Source organism: Chthonomonas sp., assembly GCF_035294165.1.
Taxonomy (GTDB): domain Bacteria; phylum Armatimonadota; class Chthonomonadetes; order Chthonomonadales; family Chthonomonadaceae; genus Chthonomonas.
Map to the genome: position 1 here is coordinate 18565 of NZ_DATGLN010000161.1, position 16132 is coordinate 34696.

A 16132-nucleotide genomic window follows, 5' to 3' on the forward strand; every position below is an offset into this window, starting at 1 on the left:
GTCTAGACACCTAAAGCCTGTAATACCGCCTCCCGTTTGGGCGGGATGCAAACAATCTGCTCGGAGGAAAGATGCATGGCCGTATCAGGGTCCTTTAAGCCATGACCGGTTAGGGTCACTACAACGGTAGCCGGCTCACCGAAAAATCCGCGCGCAGCCAGTTTCTTAAGCCCCGCTATGGGGGCGACACTTGCAGGTTCGGCGAAAATGCCTTCTAGAGTGGGTAATAGGCGATAAGCCTCCAAAATCTCATCGTCTGTCACGGCCTCGATTACACCACCCGACTCCTCCTTGGCAGCAATAGCACCCTTCCAGCTTGCAGGGTTCCCAATTCGAATGGCTGTTGCCACCGTCTCCGGATTTGCAATCGGTTTACCCACAACCAATGGGGCAGCCCCAGCTGCCTGAAAACCAAGCATTTTGGGCAGTCTCTTACATCGCCCCGCACGATGATACTCGCAATATCCCATCCACGCTGCGGTAATATTGCCGGCATTGCCTACCGGCATAGCATGATAGTCCGGGGCATCCCCTAAGGCGTCTACAATCTCAAAAGCAACGGTCTTCTGCCCTTGCAAACGATGTGGATTAACCGAGTTGACGAGCGCAATGGGATATTCTGCACAAATCGAACGGACAAGCGCAAGAGCCTCGTCGAAATTGCCGTCTACCGCCAACACTTTGGCTCCATGCATCAGAGCTTGAGAGAGCTTGCCCAGTGCGATCTTGCCACCAGGAATCAGTACGGCACAACCAAGCCCAGCATGAGCTGCATAGGCTGCTGCGGAGGCGGAAGTATTGCCGGTCGAAGCACACATCACAATACTCTGCCCTGCCTCCAGGGCCTTGCTCACTGCCATCGTCATGCCACGATCTTTGAAAGAGCCTGTTGGATTGAGACCTTCACATTTGGCGTAGAGAGTGATATGAGGACTTATGGCCGCAGCGAGCCGTGGCAGAGGAACCAGAGGCGTGTTCCCCTCCAGCAACGTCACAATAGGAGTGGCTGCAGTTACCGGCAACCACTCTCTATAGCGTGCGATTACTCCTGAGTACAAAATGGCGCCTTTCTTACCTACTAGAAAATTGTGCGCCTATATTCTACTCTAAACCTTATCGTTTCACCAAATCACGCGGTAGCCCTGGCCAGTGTAGCCGCTCTATAGCCGCTCGCTGTTCTGGAAGGAGCGGTAGTTCGCGAATGTAGATATTTTTAAACCATAAGGGCGTCCAGTGGTGCTGCAACTCAATAGGACCAATCGGATAGATGGGCTTGTCTCGCTCCCAATAGTTCTCTAAGGTTACATTCCACACAACGAGCTTGTTATTCAGGTAGACGGTTACTTTATCACCGATCATCAGAATCCGAAACCGATTCCACTCTTCTATGGGATTATCTGCAAATACCATGGGGTTGCTCGGGTTCTTTTGATTGTTGTACAGCCCGCCTGAACCGATCGGATTATCCCATATCTGTACCTGAGGACTGCCGCGCAAATAGATGCCGCTATCTCCATGTGGCGGGATTTTCCAGTCTACAAGTAACTCGAAATTCCCATAGTCCCTCACAGTACATAGATTATTGTTCTTACCGTCATAGGTTATCACCCCATCTACAACTTTCCAGTGTTTGAAAGCCTCAGCGGTGGCGCGCTTTACAGCGGCATCCCATTCAGCCTCCGTCATTTTCGCTCGGGTAGGTGGGTCACCGGCCCACCCACGCCAACCTTTCAAATCTTTACCGTCGAATAGCGCCTTAAACCCTGGCGGAGGAACGTTGTCAGGTCGCGGATGGCTTAAGTCCTTGATATAGATATTTTTGAAATCCACCTCAGTTGGCTCATGCCCTAACAACCCGATATGCCCTGTATCCCGCAACATCCCCGGATGATGCATCAGCGTTGTAGGATCGACGATCTTGTTCAGATCGGCATTAACCACTGTTTTTCCGTTGATCACAACCTTGATATGCCGACCAATAGCCGTAATCTCTTCATGATTCCATTCCCCAACTGGCTTCAACGACCCTTTCTTCGCCGGCACAACGTTGTAAATGGAACCACAATACTGCCAAGGCTGCAGGTGCTGATACATGGAACCACTATCATCGAGAATCTGGATTTCCATGCCCATATAGGCCGCATCTCCCTGTAGAGGAGCGCGTATGCCGATCCCATTGTTGGCGTTTGCTGATAACCGAAAATCAACATCCAATACAAAATCGGAGTACTCTTTCTCGGTAAAGAGGTTTCCAGAGCACCCCGCCGGGCAGATAATAATCCCATCCCTAACCTCATAGCCGGGTGCCTGCCCAACATAAACCCACCCATTTAAATCCTTTCCATCGAATAACGGCACAAACCGCGCTTCGGCATGGCAGGCGGATGGGTACGCGGCTACCCCAATCCCGATGAGCATCACCGCCAATAAGGCGAACCATCTGATCCTTGTCTTCATATGAGACATCGCTTCCCCCTAGATGTGCGTTTTCGAATAGTAAACTTACATCTGAACATCGTTGATCACGAGTCGAAAGCGACAACCTAATACCCCGGCAGCTTTCCGACACATAACCATGCGTTCGGCAAAAATCTCGAAATACTCCATAACGGTCGCTTTTTCTGTGTCTACTACCAGCTCAAGTGAGATGATTTTCTGGACTGCATCTATCAGTATATGCGATTTTTGCACGGCATTGTTTACACGGTCATGGATATCGTACGTGGACGGATCGGGATTTTGAACTCGCGTGTAGTGCACGTCGGACTTGTCCGCAATGATCACTGCTGCCGTTACCGCGTTGATCGGCACGCCTTCTGGCTCCTCATGATTCCCGATAGCTCCCACAACCAGCGCGATCTCGGCTGCCGGCATATTCATCTTCTCTAGGATTTGGAACGCCATCGTGGCCCCGATCTGCGGGTGATAGACTCGGTGAATGCAGTTCCCGATGTCGTGCAGGAACCCGGCGATGGCAGCAAGCTCTGCGGTACGAGCCTCTGCTCCTAGTCCCAGCAGTATATTTCGTGCTATTGAGGCCACTAAGCCGGCATGGCGCAAGCCATGTTCCGAATAGCCTATGGCTGCCATTTGCCGATTGGCAGCATCAATATAGGCACGAATCCGCTCGTTATTCCGTATATCCCGCAAAGTAATGACCTCGGCCGCCTTCTCCTGAGCTGCCAAAATAGGCTCTTCCACCTCTTTTATTGCCGGAGACTTTTCAGCAGGAGAGGCTGTCTTACTTGGGGGCGGCGATGCTACCCGATTCTGGGCAATGACTTCTCTGGAGTCACTCATCTATCGTCTCTTCCTCAGCCTGATAGGCGTTTCGAACCTCCTCGTAAAAAACCTTAAAGGTTCCCTCGCGCAGATGATGCCTTATATTTCTCATCAATCGGTAATAGAACGCTAAGTTATGGTACGTCACAAGCCGAGGCCCTAAAATCTCCTTGGCTTTGAAAAGGTGCCGTATATATGCCCTCGTATGACGCCGACAAACTCGACAGTCACATTTCGAGTCAAGTGGTGTAAAATCCTGCTCATAACGAGCATTCCTCAGATTGATAACGCCATCTGAGGTGAACGCCTGCGCGTTACGCGCATTGCGAGTGGGCAAAACGCAGTCGAACATATCTACTCCCCGCCGAACGGCTTCCAAAATATCTATCGGCGTTCCCACCCCCATTAAGTAGCGCGGCTTATCCTCTGGCAGAAACTGAACCGTCCACGCCACGATCTCGTTTCTAACGGCAGCCTCTTCCCCCACAGCAAGGCCACCTATAGCGAAGCCATCAAAATCCAACTCCGTCAAGAATCTGGCGCTTTCGGCTCGTAAGTCGTAGCTTACTCCACCCTGAACAATCCCAAAAAGCGCCTGAGGCCAACCACCGATGGCTTTGCGCCCGTGACGTACATGCTCCTCCAAGCAAATCCCCGCCCAACGATGCGTTCGCTCCATCGCTTGCCGAATATACTCTTCGGAGACTGTGGAAGCCGGACACTCATCGAATGCCATGATGATGTCAGCACCCAACTTACGCTCGATCTCTATAACGCTCTGCGGGGTAAAAACATGACGGCTCCCATCTATGTGAGACTGAAACTCCACCCCCTCCTCTCCAATGCGACGCAAACCCGACAGACTAAAAACCTGATAGCCACCGCTATCCGTTAGAAGGGCGCCGCTCCAACCCTCAAAACGGTGTAGCCCTCCTGCACTAGCTATGAGTTGCTCGCCAGGCCGGAGATGAAGATGGTATGTATTTCCTAAAATTAAACCAAAGCCGATCTCCTCCAACTCGTCGGGTGTCATCGCCTTCACCGTGGCCTGCGTGCCCACGGGCATAAACACGGGAGTTTCCACCGTAGCATGAGGTAAATACAGTAGTCCGCATCTCCCCAGTACACCATCCTCCCGTGAAGACGAGGTGATAACAAGTGCTGGAGTCGTCCATTCTTTAGTCAACTTATCTCTTCAAACCCTCGTTGGTTCCAATGAATACCCCCCTAGACCGAAGTATTATTATACCGCCTCTCTCTCTAGTCAAAAAACACACTTATTGCGCAGACCCCCCTCAACATTGATTCGTAGAAATGAAGGACATTCGACACAACCTTAAACTCGTCATAAGAAAGGAGATAACGGATATGACAACGCTGGAGAAACGCAGGCTCGGCAACAGCGATCTCGAAATCACCCCCATCGGTTTCGGCGCGTGGGCCATTGGCGGACCAGGATGGGAATTTGGCTGGGGATACCAAGACGACCGCGATTCCATTGCCGCCATTCATGCAGCTCTCGATGCCGGCATCAACTGGATCGATACGGCAGCCGTCTACGGCATGGGACACTCGGAAGAGGTTGTTGCAAAAGCCATCCAAACAAGCTCCCATCGCCCCTATATCTTCACTAAGTGCTCGCTTCTCTGGGACGACAAAGGGAAGGTTCTACATAGTCTCAAATCTCAATCAATTCGTAAGGAAGTTGAAGATAGCCTGCGCCGCCTTCAAACTGATGTTATTGATCTTTATCAAATTCATTGGCCTATACCTGAAGAAGACATCGAAGAGGGGTGGATCACTTTAGCGAAACTTAAAGAGGAAGGAAAAGTGCGTTATATCGGTGTGTCCAACTTTAACGTCCAACAAATGGAACGGGTACGGTCTATCGCCCCGATAACTTCCTTGCAACCCCCTTACTCACTTGTGCGACGTGAAATCGAAACGGAAATCCTCCCTTACTGTCAAAAACATAACATTGGGGTTATTGTCTACTCTCCTCTTCAGTCAGGGCTTCTTAGCGGGAAGATGACACCTGAGCGCATTGCTGCGCTCCCCGATGACGACTGGCGAAAGCGAAGCCCAGATTTTCAAGAGCCACGCCTCTCACGTATCCTTGGATTAGTTGAGGGCTTACGCCAGATCGGCGCACGTCATAATCAGCCTCCGGGGGTCGTAGCTATTGCATGGACACTTCACCATCCCGCAGTAACAGGTGCTATTGTTGGTTTTCGACGCCCCGATCAGGTTCACGAAATGCTAGGCGCACTTACTTTTCGACTTTCCGAACAAGAAATCGCCGAAATTGAGCGTCTCCTGCGCCAACACGACCTCTAAACCGATAGAGTATCAAAAGGCTTTGATCGCTCTGTGCACGCGATCAAAGCCTATCTCCCACCTTCACAGATGATCGTTCACAACCGGCTATCAGCAACACAAATTCACCCCGTAGGGTCATCCCTTGGGCAACGGCCAAAATTTCCGAAAGCAGACCACGGTCTACTCTTTCAAATCTCTTAGTCAAGTCATTCGCAAGAGCCGCTGGCCTATCCCCAAAGACTTCCAAAGCCATCTCCAGACTCTCGACCAGACGATAGGGGCTTTCATAGTAGATAAGCGTATAGGGGGAGTTTCTATCCGCCTCAAAAAAACGTCGCCGAGGCCCTGCTTTGCGTGGAGGAAAACCACGAAAGGTAAAGCTATGACACGGCAACCCCGACAAAACCAGCGCCATGACAAAAGCAGTTGGGCCTGGCACCATAGTGAATGGTATGCTCTCGGTGATGGCCTCTCTAACGACAAGGTAGCCGGGGTCTGCAATCCCTGGCGTTCCCGCATCCGTCACCACCGCGATACGCTTCCCCTCGCGAATTAGCGCCAATATCTGCTGGATAACCCGTTCCTCATTGTGCTCATGGAGGGAAATTTGACGCTTTTCGATGGAGTAGCGCTTCAGCAACAGGCCTGTCTTTCGCGTATCTTCGCTGGCAATAATATCGGCGCTTTTCAACGCTCTGAGGGCACGTAAGCTTATATCTTCTAAATTCCCAATGGGAGTGGCCACCAACACAAGAGGAGGCCACTCCTCCTCAATGAGTTCATTTGTAGGAGCGGGCTTCCCCTTCACCTTCCTTATCTTGCCCAACGTTAGCGCATCTCCTGACCGCCGGTAACGTTAATCGCCTGTCCCGTCATATAACTGGCCTCATCCGAAGCTAAAAACACAACCACATTACACACATCGTCATATGTGCACCCTCGCCCCAAAGGCACCTGCGCTTCATACTTGAGCCGCACCTCCTCTTTGGTAAGGCCTTGCGTGCGGGCATATTGCTCATAAAGGCTTTCCTGCCACAAGGTGCCATCTAAAAGATTGCCGGGGCACACCGCGTTCACGCGCACTCCATAAGGCGCAAGATCAAGCGCGATCGACTGGGTTAGCCCTATCCCTCCGAACTTACTTGCAGAATATGCACTGTTGCGAAAACTCCCCTTCTTGCCAGATTTTGAGTTGATTTGAATAATATTTCCTTTTCGTTGCTTTACCATGACCCTTGCTGCCGCACGAGCACATAAAAAGTAGCCAAAGAGATTCACATCTATCACCCTTCGCCAAGCCTCGGCAGGGAATTCGGTGATGTCGTAGGCAATTAAAATACCTGCGTTGGCCACAAGGAGATCCAGCGCTCCAAACCGCCGAACGGTCTCCTGCGTCATCCCCTCTACCTGCTCCTCGTTCGTCACGTCCACCTGCAGTGCTAACGTCTCGGCCCCCGTAGCCCGAGTTATCTCCTCCGCCGTCTTATGAGCTTTCTCGATTTTTACATCGGCGATGGTGATGGCACGACACCCCTCTCGCGCTAGACGATGAGCAATTGCCTCGCCTAAACCCTGTGCGCCACCGGTAACAATGGCCACCTGATCTTTCAACCGTTCCATTTTTGCATCGCTCCTTAATGGATTTGTACAATTTAGAAGGAAATAGCCTATATAACGTCGAACTTTGGGCGGGTTCTATTATCATATCACATATGCATTATCCTCACTTCGGAGAACTTGTGAATGCCCTATTTCACCCAGAAATATCGAAGCACCTTTCTTCTACCTATCTTCCTTATCTGTCTGCTCATTCCCGCGGGGGTGAGCGCTAGAGTCAGACTTCGCATAGACGACAACTGGCGATTTCATCTTGGCGATATACCCCTATCTCATGAGGGCGTCCCTATCACCTCCTGGCGCTGGGCTAAGATAGGGAGTGGCCCTCCGGATATTATGCCCTATCTCTCAAAACACCTGGATGTAACATCGTGGCCTACCACGTCTCCCGGTCAGGATACCTTTCATGGTCAATCGGGTTACAATGTTTATTGGACACTCCTACCATCTATCCCTTATCACCATCCTATCTTACACTTCGATAGTATGGGTCATGATGTACGTGTTTTTCTTAACGGTCAGTTTCTCTACCATCACTCACATTGGAATATTCCTTTTAAGGTTCCATTATCCTTAAAATGTCTCACCAAAAACATAAACAGCGTTCTTGTCCTCCTTCACCGTACCGACGGTATCGCTGGAATTGGTAATGTGACACTCTTACCAAACCTAGACACACCTGAAGGCCCAGCCCTTCCAAACTATGATGATCGCGGCTGGCGTATTGTCCATCTGCCGCATGACTTTGTCATTGAGGGTCAGTATGACAAAAATACAGATGGCTCTCATGGATATCTACCGACGAATGTGGCCTGGTACCGCAAACATTTCTATTTACCTGTCGCAGCAAAAGGCAAGAGTATATGGGTCTACTTCGAAGGAATCTATCGTGATAGCCGCTTTTGGCTTAATGGTCACTTTCTTGGTCGCCATCGCAGTGGCTATATTGGAGTACGCTACAATCTGTCGCCATATCTACACTATGGGGCATGGAATACATTAACCATTCGAGTGGACGCGCGAGGGGAAGAAGGGTGGTGGTATGAAGGTGGAGGTATTTATCGCCATGTTTGGCTCACGATTGCAAATCCTGTTCACGTAACCCCTTGGGGTGTTTTTGTTATCTCTAAACTTCCCTCGACAGACCGAGCAACTCTCACGCTACAGACAGATATTACAAACAATCGGCTACAGCCCGTTCCCGTTCGCCTCGTAAACCTCATCATTGACGCTATGGGTAAAATAGTGGCTAGCAAGACTTTTTCAACTATTCTGCCGGCCGCGCACATAACACATATTCAGCAGCAAGCAACAGTTATCCACCCTCACCTTTGGTCTATTGCTTCACCTTACCTCTACCAGGTCGTCAGTATCATTGAACAGAACTCTCATAGGCTCGATGAAGTCAGCACAAACATTGGGATTCGGACGATAGAGTTTCGCTCTAATAGCGGTTTTTACCTCAATGGAAAGCCGCTTAAAATCATGGGAACATGCAACCATCAAGATTTCGCCGGTCTGGGGAATGCGTTGCCGGATAATCTGCAGTGGTGGAGGATCGAGCAACTGAAGAAAATGGGTTCCAATGCTTACCGTACCGCTCATGATCCGCAGAACGAATCGTTGCTCGATGCTTGCGATCATCTAGGAATGCTCGTTATGGATGAAAACCGCCATCTCGGTGCTGTCTACACACCTAAAACTCTTCCTGATGCCCCCTATACGAACCTATCCGATCTGGCCGATATGATTCGTCGAGATCGCAACCACCCAAGCATTATCATGTGGTCCATGTGCAATGAAGAGCCGCTACAAGGAACCCCAGAGGGAGCGCGTCTCTTTGAGGCTATGAAGCAGGTGGTCCAGTCCCTAGACCCTACACGCCCCGTTACCTGTGCCATGAATGGTGGATGGGGTCGCGGAATTACCTTAGTAGAAGACCTTCAGGGAGGAAATTACCACCCTCAAGATTACGATTGGTTTCACAAGCAGTTCCCGAATAAACCTTTCTTTGCCAGCGAGTCGGCGAGCACCGTGGGAGATCGAGGCATCTACGCAAATGACCCTCAAAAGGGCTACGTCGCCGCCTACGACCTCTACGCCCCTCCATGGGCGCAAACGGCCGAAGTGGCGTGGAAAGCAGTTGTAACGCGTCCCTTCGTTGCTGGCTGCTTTGTCTGGACTGGTTTCGACTATCGGGGCAAACCTATTCCCTACTGGTGGCCCTGCATCAACGCTCACTTTGGCATCATGGACATGTGCGGATTTCCAAAAGATAACTACTACTACTATAAAGCATGGTGGGGAGATAAACCGCTTGTCCATATCCTCCCTCACTGGAACTGGCCGGTTCACGAGAGGGAGGGCGATGAACTCGAAGGAAAACCTATCGAGGTATGGTGCTATAGCAATGCGAGTGAAGTAGAACTGTTCCTGAATGGTCAGAGCCTAGGCAAAAAAGCCATGCCTATGTGGGGACATGTGGAGTGGAATGTACCCTACCAACCGGGCAAACTTGAAGCCAAGGCTTACAGTAAAACCGGCAAGGTAGTTGCTACGGATGTCGTAGAGACAACAGGCCCTCCGGAGGCTTTACATCTTTCTACAAATCTCACCACTCTTCCTGCCGATGGTGAGGAGGTGGCTCTCGTCGAGGTAGATGTGGTGGACGCGCAAGGCAGAGTAGTCCCCACCGCCGATAATCTCGTGCGTTTCCAAGTGACAGGAGCAGGCGAGATCGCAGGTGTTGGAAATGGTGATCCAAGCTGTCATCAACCTAATATTGCCGACTATCGCAACGCCTTTAATGGCAAATGCCTGCTTATTATACGTGCCGGCAAACATCCCGGCCACATTCGCATCCGAGCTATGTCGGATGGTCTCAAACCGGCAAGCATCACGCTCAAAACGTTTCCATCGTCCTTGAAATAATCTCGCAAAATGCATGGGAGAGCCAGTTGATTCAACAGGAGATATTTGGAATGCTTCCTACTGAGGGGGTCAGCCTTGAGGGGAAGGGCGTCGGCCTTGAAGAACCTGTCTTTATTTTTACGCTAACCAACTCGCTTGGCTCCATCGCTCGCGTCACAAACTACGGAGCCATCCTAACCTCCCTGGCCGTTCCCGATCGCGAGGGGAATATCGGAGAGGTAACCCTTGGCTTTAATCGGCTAGAGGGCTATCTCGCTCCACACCCCCACTTTGGTGCAACCATTGGTCGGGTGGCTAACCGCATCTCCAATGCGGAGTTCACTCTCCATGGCAGACAGTATGCCTTAGTGGCCAACCACGGCGCACACACACTTCATGGCGGCAAGCAGGGGTTTGATAAGCAGCTTTGGCAGGCAACTCCGCAGCCGGCGAAAAACGCCGTTACCTTCGCCCGCCTCAGCCCCGATGGTGAAGAGGGCTTTCCGGGTAACCTGCTAGTAACGGTTACTTTTACCCTTACCGAAGGCAATGCTCTTCGCCTTGACTATTTGGCCACAACTGACTTAGATACCCCAGTCAATCTCACGAACCACACCTATTTTAACCTATCGGGCGAAGGCGATATCCTTGATCACGAGCTTGTGCTCAATGCCTATCTCTACACACCCACCAACGACGCACTGATCCCAACAGGAGAAATTTGGAGTGTTAAGAATACTCCTCTCGACTTTACTCAGCCGACTGCAATCGGTGCGCGTATTCATGAACTTCCAGAGGCCATTGGCGGATACGACCACAACTTCATCCTCCATAAACCGAACGAAGCAGCCGTAGCTCTTACCTTCATGGCACGGGTGTACGCTCCTAAAACAGGTCGCATTATGGAAGTCTATACAACAGAGCCAGGAGTACAACTCTATACGATGAATCGCGTTCCCGACAACCTGTCTAGCCGAGATGGGAAGCCCTATTCGCCTCATGCGGGGTTCTGCCTAGAAGCTCAGCATTTTCCCGACTCGTTGCATCAGCCGCACTTTCCCTCGATTCTGCTAACCCCAAACACCACTTATCGCCAAACAACTATATATCAATTTAAAACCGATCGTTAAAACCTATTTCAAAGCAGCAAACGCAAAAGCTCTTCCTCGGCCGCTTTTGTCCAGAATTTGCCATCTTCTAACCTATCATACACAGAAGGCAGCACACCTTGCAGATCGGGCAAGGCAGTGAGCGGCAGTTGGTGTATATGGGGAAAAATAAGGGTCTTCCCAGGGAATCTTCCTTCCTTCACTGCCTGAAGACCATCACGTGCGGCTTCCATCCCACCAATTGCCGCCAGGGATGCATTTGTGTTAAGCTCACCTTGCTCTACACGTGCCAAAGTATCCCGCATGGCAGCCAAAGAGGAGCCACTGCTGCCGATAAACCGGCAACCATCCTGCACAATGCGCTCACAAGGCACCTCTACTTTCGTCCCTCTGGCGACGCCGGCAAAGATATTAAACCAACCTCCTTTTGCGAGAAGCGGCCATACCGCTTCTATCGCGGCAGGATCGGCCACCATGCTAACGATGTCATCGAATGCCCGACCGTGAGTTAGCTTTAACAGCATTTCGGCCTGCTGGTCGAAACTCATCCCCCGCACATTGCGGGTAATCAGCTCTATTTTGCGCTGTCTAGCCAGGTTCCCAAAGCGCTCATTCAAGCTTGCCAACCTATCATCATGCCTATCGGTTACAACGATAAGTCCTGGAGGTTCGCGCAACTGCAATGCTCGTTGAACGTGCATCTGCCCCATAGGCCCCGCAGCACCGATAAACCAAGCGCATCCTTCGGCGCGCAATTCGGCTGTACGCGGTTCTTGGTAAGCGTCTGCCAGCCTATTTCCCTTCGCACCCACATAAAAACGACGATTATAATGAACCCGGCCAATGTCAAGGGCAACTTTTGACGGGAAAGGCTCGGTTAAGGCAAGTATCACCACACCATCATCGGCCGGCATGTCACAAACTTTCTCTACGACCTTGGCATCCCAACGGCCGGCGATAACAATATCATCAAAGTTCCCGATGCTGTCATCTATCATATCGCTCACAGAAAGCTGTGTCACCTTCACATTCGCTGCCTCAACCTGTCGCGCTATAGAGGTAATATTAAGTTCGTCACAAGCGATAAGAACTATTTCTCTCAGGTTTGCCCTGCATAACATCTCCACCAGCTCAATGTCCTCACCGCCTTCGCCTACAACCAGCAGAAAGCGACCTCCCGGCTTGGGATGTGAGCGATGAGCGATCTCATAGGACGCAACCACACAGGCCCAAGGCTCTACCAACGCGGCCTCAACATAGCCTGTCGTGGCCTGAATTGGCAATAGATAGCAACCCTCATCACCCTCAATCATCTCTCGTGGAATGATGCCATACTCAGACAATCCTCCACGAAACACATAACCATAGGCCATGGACTTGCCCTTATAAAACACGTCGGCTTGAATAACGTAGCGCTCTCCACGTTTGAATCGTCCAACTAGCTCGTCTCCCACATCTATCACCGTGCAGCAAACCTCATGCCCTAGCGTCACCGGCTCTTTGGTAAGGTCACGTCCGATCAGCCGCGGATGCTGCTCGCCAAGCGCCACCACCTTCGTGTCGGAATAGCATAGGCCACAAGCATCATGGCGTACCAACAGTTCATGCGGGCCACATTTCGGCGTCTCCTCCACTTCAGGCGCTCCGTTACGTCCAAAGTTCTCGAGGCCTGCCCCATACAAATTCCACCGCAACATCTTCGTAGGAACAGTCCCTACAGCCTTACGATACTGTTCTAACTTATCCATCAGCGTTCTCTCGAATCGAGTTGAAATAGGCTTCTTAGAATCGGGATCACACCCCGTAAAGCCATCCCACGATGACTTATCCGATGCTTCTCATCGGGTGTCAGTTCTGCCATATGCCTGCCAAGCTGGGGCAGATAAAAAATCGGATCATATCCAAAACCGTAGGTCCCACGTTTTTCATGGGCAACTATCCCCTCACAAATACCCTCACTAACGAACTCCTGTCCATCCGGGGTTGCAATCACTACGACACATTGAAATCGGCAGGTACGGCTCTCATCCGGAACATGTCGCATGATCTCGAGAATTTTGTCCATCTTTTCCTCAAAGGAGGTATCGGCCCCTAGAAAACGATGAGAGTGAACGCCGGGCGCCCCATTCAATGCATCAATCACCAACCCTCCATCGTCTGCCATGGCAACCCTTCCCGCATGTTTTGCGGCGGCTACCGCCTTCAAACGAGCGTTCTCATAAAATGTCTCTCCAGTCTCTTCAACCATAGCCATCGGCGCGATGTCGTTTAGGGTCAGTAGTGTCAATTCCGGGCAATACGTTCCAATAATCTGAAGCATCTCCCGCCCCTTCTTCGGATTCGTGGTCGCAATAAGCAACTCCTTCTTCATAGCCTACAGAATCCCCTCCAAAGCCGCACGCTGCAGTTTGAAAAGTTGTTCCAGCCCCACCTGCGCAAGATCGAGAAGACGCAAAAGGCGATTCCGATCAAACGGTGTCATTTCGGCAGTCCCCTGTATCTCAACGTAACGGCCTTTGTCGGTCATAACCACATTCATATCCACCGCACAACGATGATCCTCTTCATAGCAGAGATCAAGCAACTCATCACTACCAACCACCCCTACACTTACCGCAGCCACCATTCCTGTCAGCGGCATTCTCGCAATAATGCCTTCATCTACTAATTTTCTACAGGCCTCGGCAAGTGCCACAAAAGAGCCAGTGATGGCTGCACAACGCGTTCCGCCATCCGCTTGAAGCACGTCGCAGTCTATCCAAATCGTCCGCTCTTCCAAGACCGGCATCTCAACAACTGCTCTCAAGCTTCTTCCTATCAACCGTTGAATCTCTACCGTCCTGCCAGATGGTCCATTTCGCCCCTCCCGAGGCGTACGAATGTTCGTCGAGCGTGGCAACATCCCATACTCCGCAGTAACCCACCCCATTTCTCCTTCGAGCTTTCTGAATGGCGGCAACTTCTCCTCTACCGATGCCGTACAGATTACCTTCGTATTCCCCATCTCGATCAAACACGAACCTTCCGCGTTGGGCATAAACCCTCGTGTGATCTTCGTCGGTCGCAATTGGGCACTTCCACGTCCGTCAAATCGCGGCATAGGCGTTCCTTCCTCGCTTCAATTTTTTCTCTGCCTATCTTACCCCCTATCTCATGATTCTGCTTGCATTCCGTCGGCATTGAATTTAGGTATTGACATACATCCTCATGGGGTGCCAAAATAGAGCTATCAAACTCACGCAGCTGTGAGTGCTTCGAAACCCTCTTTTCAGACCGACGGCGTAGTCGGCATTTAGAGCCGCCTAGTGGCCGAGCCACCTTAGCCCTGCGTGGCATCAACCTCATGCCACACGGTGCATTCCATTCCTTGTTCTACACGCACCAAGAATGTGTCTCGGCTCGCCGTCTGTCTGAGGAACTGGGTTCCTCCTTCAGACGGTGGCGTCCCTCTTACGTTCACTCAATGTCCGAATCTTTTCGCAATGCAGCCTATCTACCACAGGAGGAACCTAACAAAGTATGTTTCGCAAATTTACCAAATTGAGCATTCAAACGGCTCTAACCATCGCTACAACGCTTCTCATTATTATAGCCGGCAATGCAAGTGCCTGCGCCCAAACGCCCGCTTCTCCCGCTTCTACCATCAACACAGGCGATACCGCCTGGATGCTTGTTGCCGCTGCCTTCGTCATGCTGATGACCCCCGGCCTCGCTTTCTTCTATGGGGGCATGGTGCGCTCTAAAAATGTGCTTAACATGCTTATGCAGAGCTTCGTGGCCCTCGGTATCGTGACCCTTGTATGGCTTCTGTGGGGCTACTCGCTTGCTTTCGCACCAGGGAACCCTTTCATCGGCAGCTTACGCTGGTTTGGGCTTAACCATGTCGGTGAAAATCCTTCTTCGTACTATGCTCCCACCATCCCACACCAAGTTTATATGATCTACCAACTGATGTTCGCCATCATCACCCCGGCGCTCATCAGTGGGGCGATCGCCGAACGCATGAAATTTTCGACATATGTGGTCTTCATTACCCTTTGGAGCACTTTCATCTACTGTCCACTCGCTCATTGGGTTTGGGGACACAACGGCTGGCTCAACAACCTTGGGGCACTCGATTTCGCCGGAGGTACCGTAGTGCACATCAGCAGCGGTGTTTCGGCTCTTGTCCTCGCCATAGCCCTTGGCAGACGCCATACAGACGCGCTCCATTCCGGAGAAGAGATGCGCCCCCACAACCTTACTATGACTTTGGTGGGTACCGCACTGTTGTGGTTTGGGTGGTTCGGTTTTAATGCAGGCAGCGCCTTGGCCTCCGGTGGGCTTGCCGCCTCCGCCTTTGTCGCCACCCATATTGCAGCAGCCATCGCTGGACTTACATGGATACTTATTGAATGGAGTATCTACAAAAAACCTACCGCGCTGGGCTTTGCCACCGGTGCGGTCGCAGGTCTTGTGGCTATTACACCGGCCTCCGGCTATGTGGGGCCTGTTCCTGCGCTGCTTATAGGCGCTGGAGTGGCCTTCATCTCCTTTTATGCCATTAAACTCAAGCATAAGTTTCACTACGACGACGCTCTCGATGTATTTGGGGTTCATGGGATGGGAGGAGTTTGGGGAGCACTTGCCACCGGCCTCTTTGCCTCTGTGCTCGTGAACAGTTCGGGCAGTAACGGCCTTTTCTATGGTGGGGGCCTAACCCTGTTGCTTAAACAGACCATCGCAGTCGTCAGCGCAGTCGCCTACGCAGCTATAGGAACCTGGATACTTACCAAAATTCTCGGTGCTACCATGGGACTGCGTGTCCGAGTAGAAGAAGAAAATGTAGGTTTGGATCTTACTCAACATGGCGAATCGGCCTATGTCATGGCAGAGTGAATCACCTTCTTAAATCC

13 protein-coding genes are annotated in these 16132 nt (G+C 51.3%); 4 read left to right on the plus strand and 9 right to left on the minus strand.

The annotated features are described in order from the left end of the window. Positions 1 to 2: 2 nt before the first annotated feature. The 4 genes from thrC to tgt are packed head-to-tail and all read right to left on the minus strand — an operon-like array spanning position 3 to position 4435. Entirely contained in the window at positions 3 to 1058 is a 1056-nt protein-coding gene (gene thrC, locus VKV29_RS08230) for a threonine synthase (protein WP_324200825.1), read from the minus strand. 55 nt (positions 1059 to 1113) lie between these two features. Then, the gene (locus VKV29_RS08235) at positions 1114 to 2457 is read right to left on the minus strand and encodes a DUF1080 domain-containing protein (protein WP_324200826.1); all 1344 of its coding nucleotides are present in this window, start codon (positions 2455 to 2457) and stop codon (positions 1114 to 1116) included. Positions 2458 to 2502: 45 nt separating this feature from the next. Beyond that, complete coding sequence (locus VKV29_RS08240; RefSeq protein ID WP_016481791.1) at positions 2503 to 3300, minus strand: HD domain-containing protein; 798 nt, start codon at positions 3298 to 3300, stop codon at positions 2503 to 2505. Beyond that, positions 3293 to 4435 carry a tRNA guanosine(34) transglycosylase Tgt gene (gene tgt / locus VKV29_RS08245; RefSeq protein WP_343217352.1) on the minus strand — a complete coding sequence of 381 codons (1143 nt, stop codon included), beginning with the start codon at positions 4433 to 4435 and terminating at the stop codon, positions 3293 to 3295. Before tgt ends, VKV29_RS08240 begins: the two co-directional genes overlap by 8 nt. 224 nt (positions 4436 to 4659) lie before the next feature. Between tgt and VKV29_RS08250 the strand changes: the two genes are divergently transcribed. Then, positions 4660 to 5619, plus strand: coding sequence for an aldo/keto reductase (locus VKV29_RS08250; RefSeq protein WP_343217353.1), 960 nt, complete (start codon positions 4660 to 4662; stop codon positions 5617 to 5619). 43 nt (positions 5620 to 5662) lie between these two features. Here the strand turns inward: VKV29_RS08250 and rsmI are convergent, their stop codons facing one another. Continuing rightward, positions 5663 to 6427 carry a 16S rRNA (cytidine(1402)-2'-O)-methyltransferase gene (rsmI, locus tag VKV29_RS08255; protein WP_324200829.1) on the minus strand — a complete coding sequence of 255 codons (765 nt, stop codon included), beginning with the start codon at positions 6425 to 6427 and terminating at the stop codon, positions 5663 to 5665. A gap of 2 nt (positions 6428 to 6429) precedes the next feature. Next, entirely contained in the window at positions 6430 to 7221 is a 792-nt protein-coding gene (srlD, locus tag VKV29_RS08260) for a sorbitol-6-phosphate dehydrogenase (RefSeq protein WP_324200830.1), read from the minus strand. A gap of 123 nt (positions 7222 to 7344) precedes the next feature. Between srlD and galA the strand changes: the two genes are divergently transcribed. After that, complete coding sequence (galA, locus tag VKV29_RS08265; protein WP_324200831.1) at positions 7345 to 10149, plus strand: beta-galactosidase GalA; 2805 nt, start codon at positions 7345 to 7347, stop codon at positions 10147 to 10149. Positions 10150 to 10199: 50 nt separating this feature from the next. After that, positions 10200 to 11258, plus strand: coding sequence for an aldose epimerase family protein (locus VKV29_RS08270; protein WP_324200832.1), 1059 nt, complete (start codon positions 10200 to 10202; stop codon positions 11256 to 11258). Between the two features lie 8 nt (positions 11259 to 11266). On the opposite strand, the gene VKV29_RS08275 is transcribed toward VKV29_RS08270, so the two are convergent. Genes VKV29_RS08275 through rph form a run of 3 tightly spaced genes read right to left on the minus strand, consistent with a single transcriptional unit; the run spans position 11267 to position 14337 of the window. Next, complete coding sequence (locus VKV29_RS08275; RefSeq protein ID WP_324200833.1) at positions 11267 to 12985, minus strand: alcohol dehydrogenase catalytic domain-containing protein; 1719 nt, start codon at positions 12983 to 12985, stop codon at positions 11267 to 11269. Beyond that, positions 12985 to 13608 carry an RdgB/HAM1 family non-canonical purine NTP pyrophosphatase gene (gene rdgB / locus VKV29_RS08280; RefSeq protein ID WP_324200834.1) on the minus strand — a complete coding sequence of 208 codons (624 nt, stop codon included), beginning with the start codon at positions 13606 to 13608 and terminating at the stop codon, positions 12985 to 12987. The genes VKV29_RS08275 and rdgB overlap by 1 nt, the downstream gene beginning before the upstream one ends. A gap of 3 nt (positions 13609 to 13611) precedes the next feature. Continuing rightward, on the minus strand, positions 13612 to 14337 hold the full coding sequence (gene rph, locus VKV29_RS08285) for a ribonuclease PH (RefSeq protein WP_324200835.1): 726 nt from the start codon (positions 14335 to 14337) through the stop codon (positions 13612 to 13614). Between the two features lie 419 nt (positions 14338 to 14756). On the opposite strand from rph, the gene VKV29_RS08290 reads away from it, so the two are divergent. Further along, a complete protein-coding gene (locus VKV29_RS08290) occupies positions 14757 to 16115 on the plus strand; it encodes an ammonium transporter (protein WP_324200836.1) in 1359 nt (452 codons plus the stop codon). Positions 16116 to 16132 lie beyond the last annotated feature (17 nt).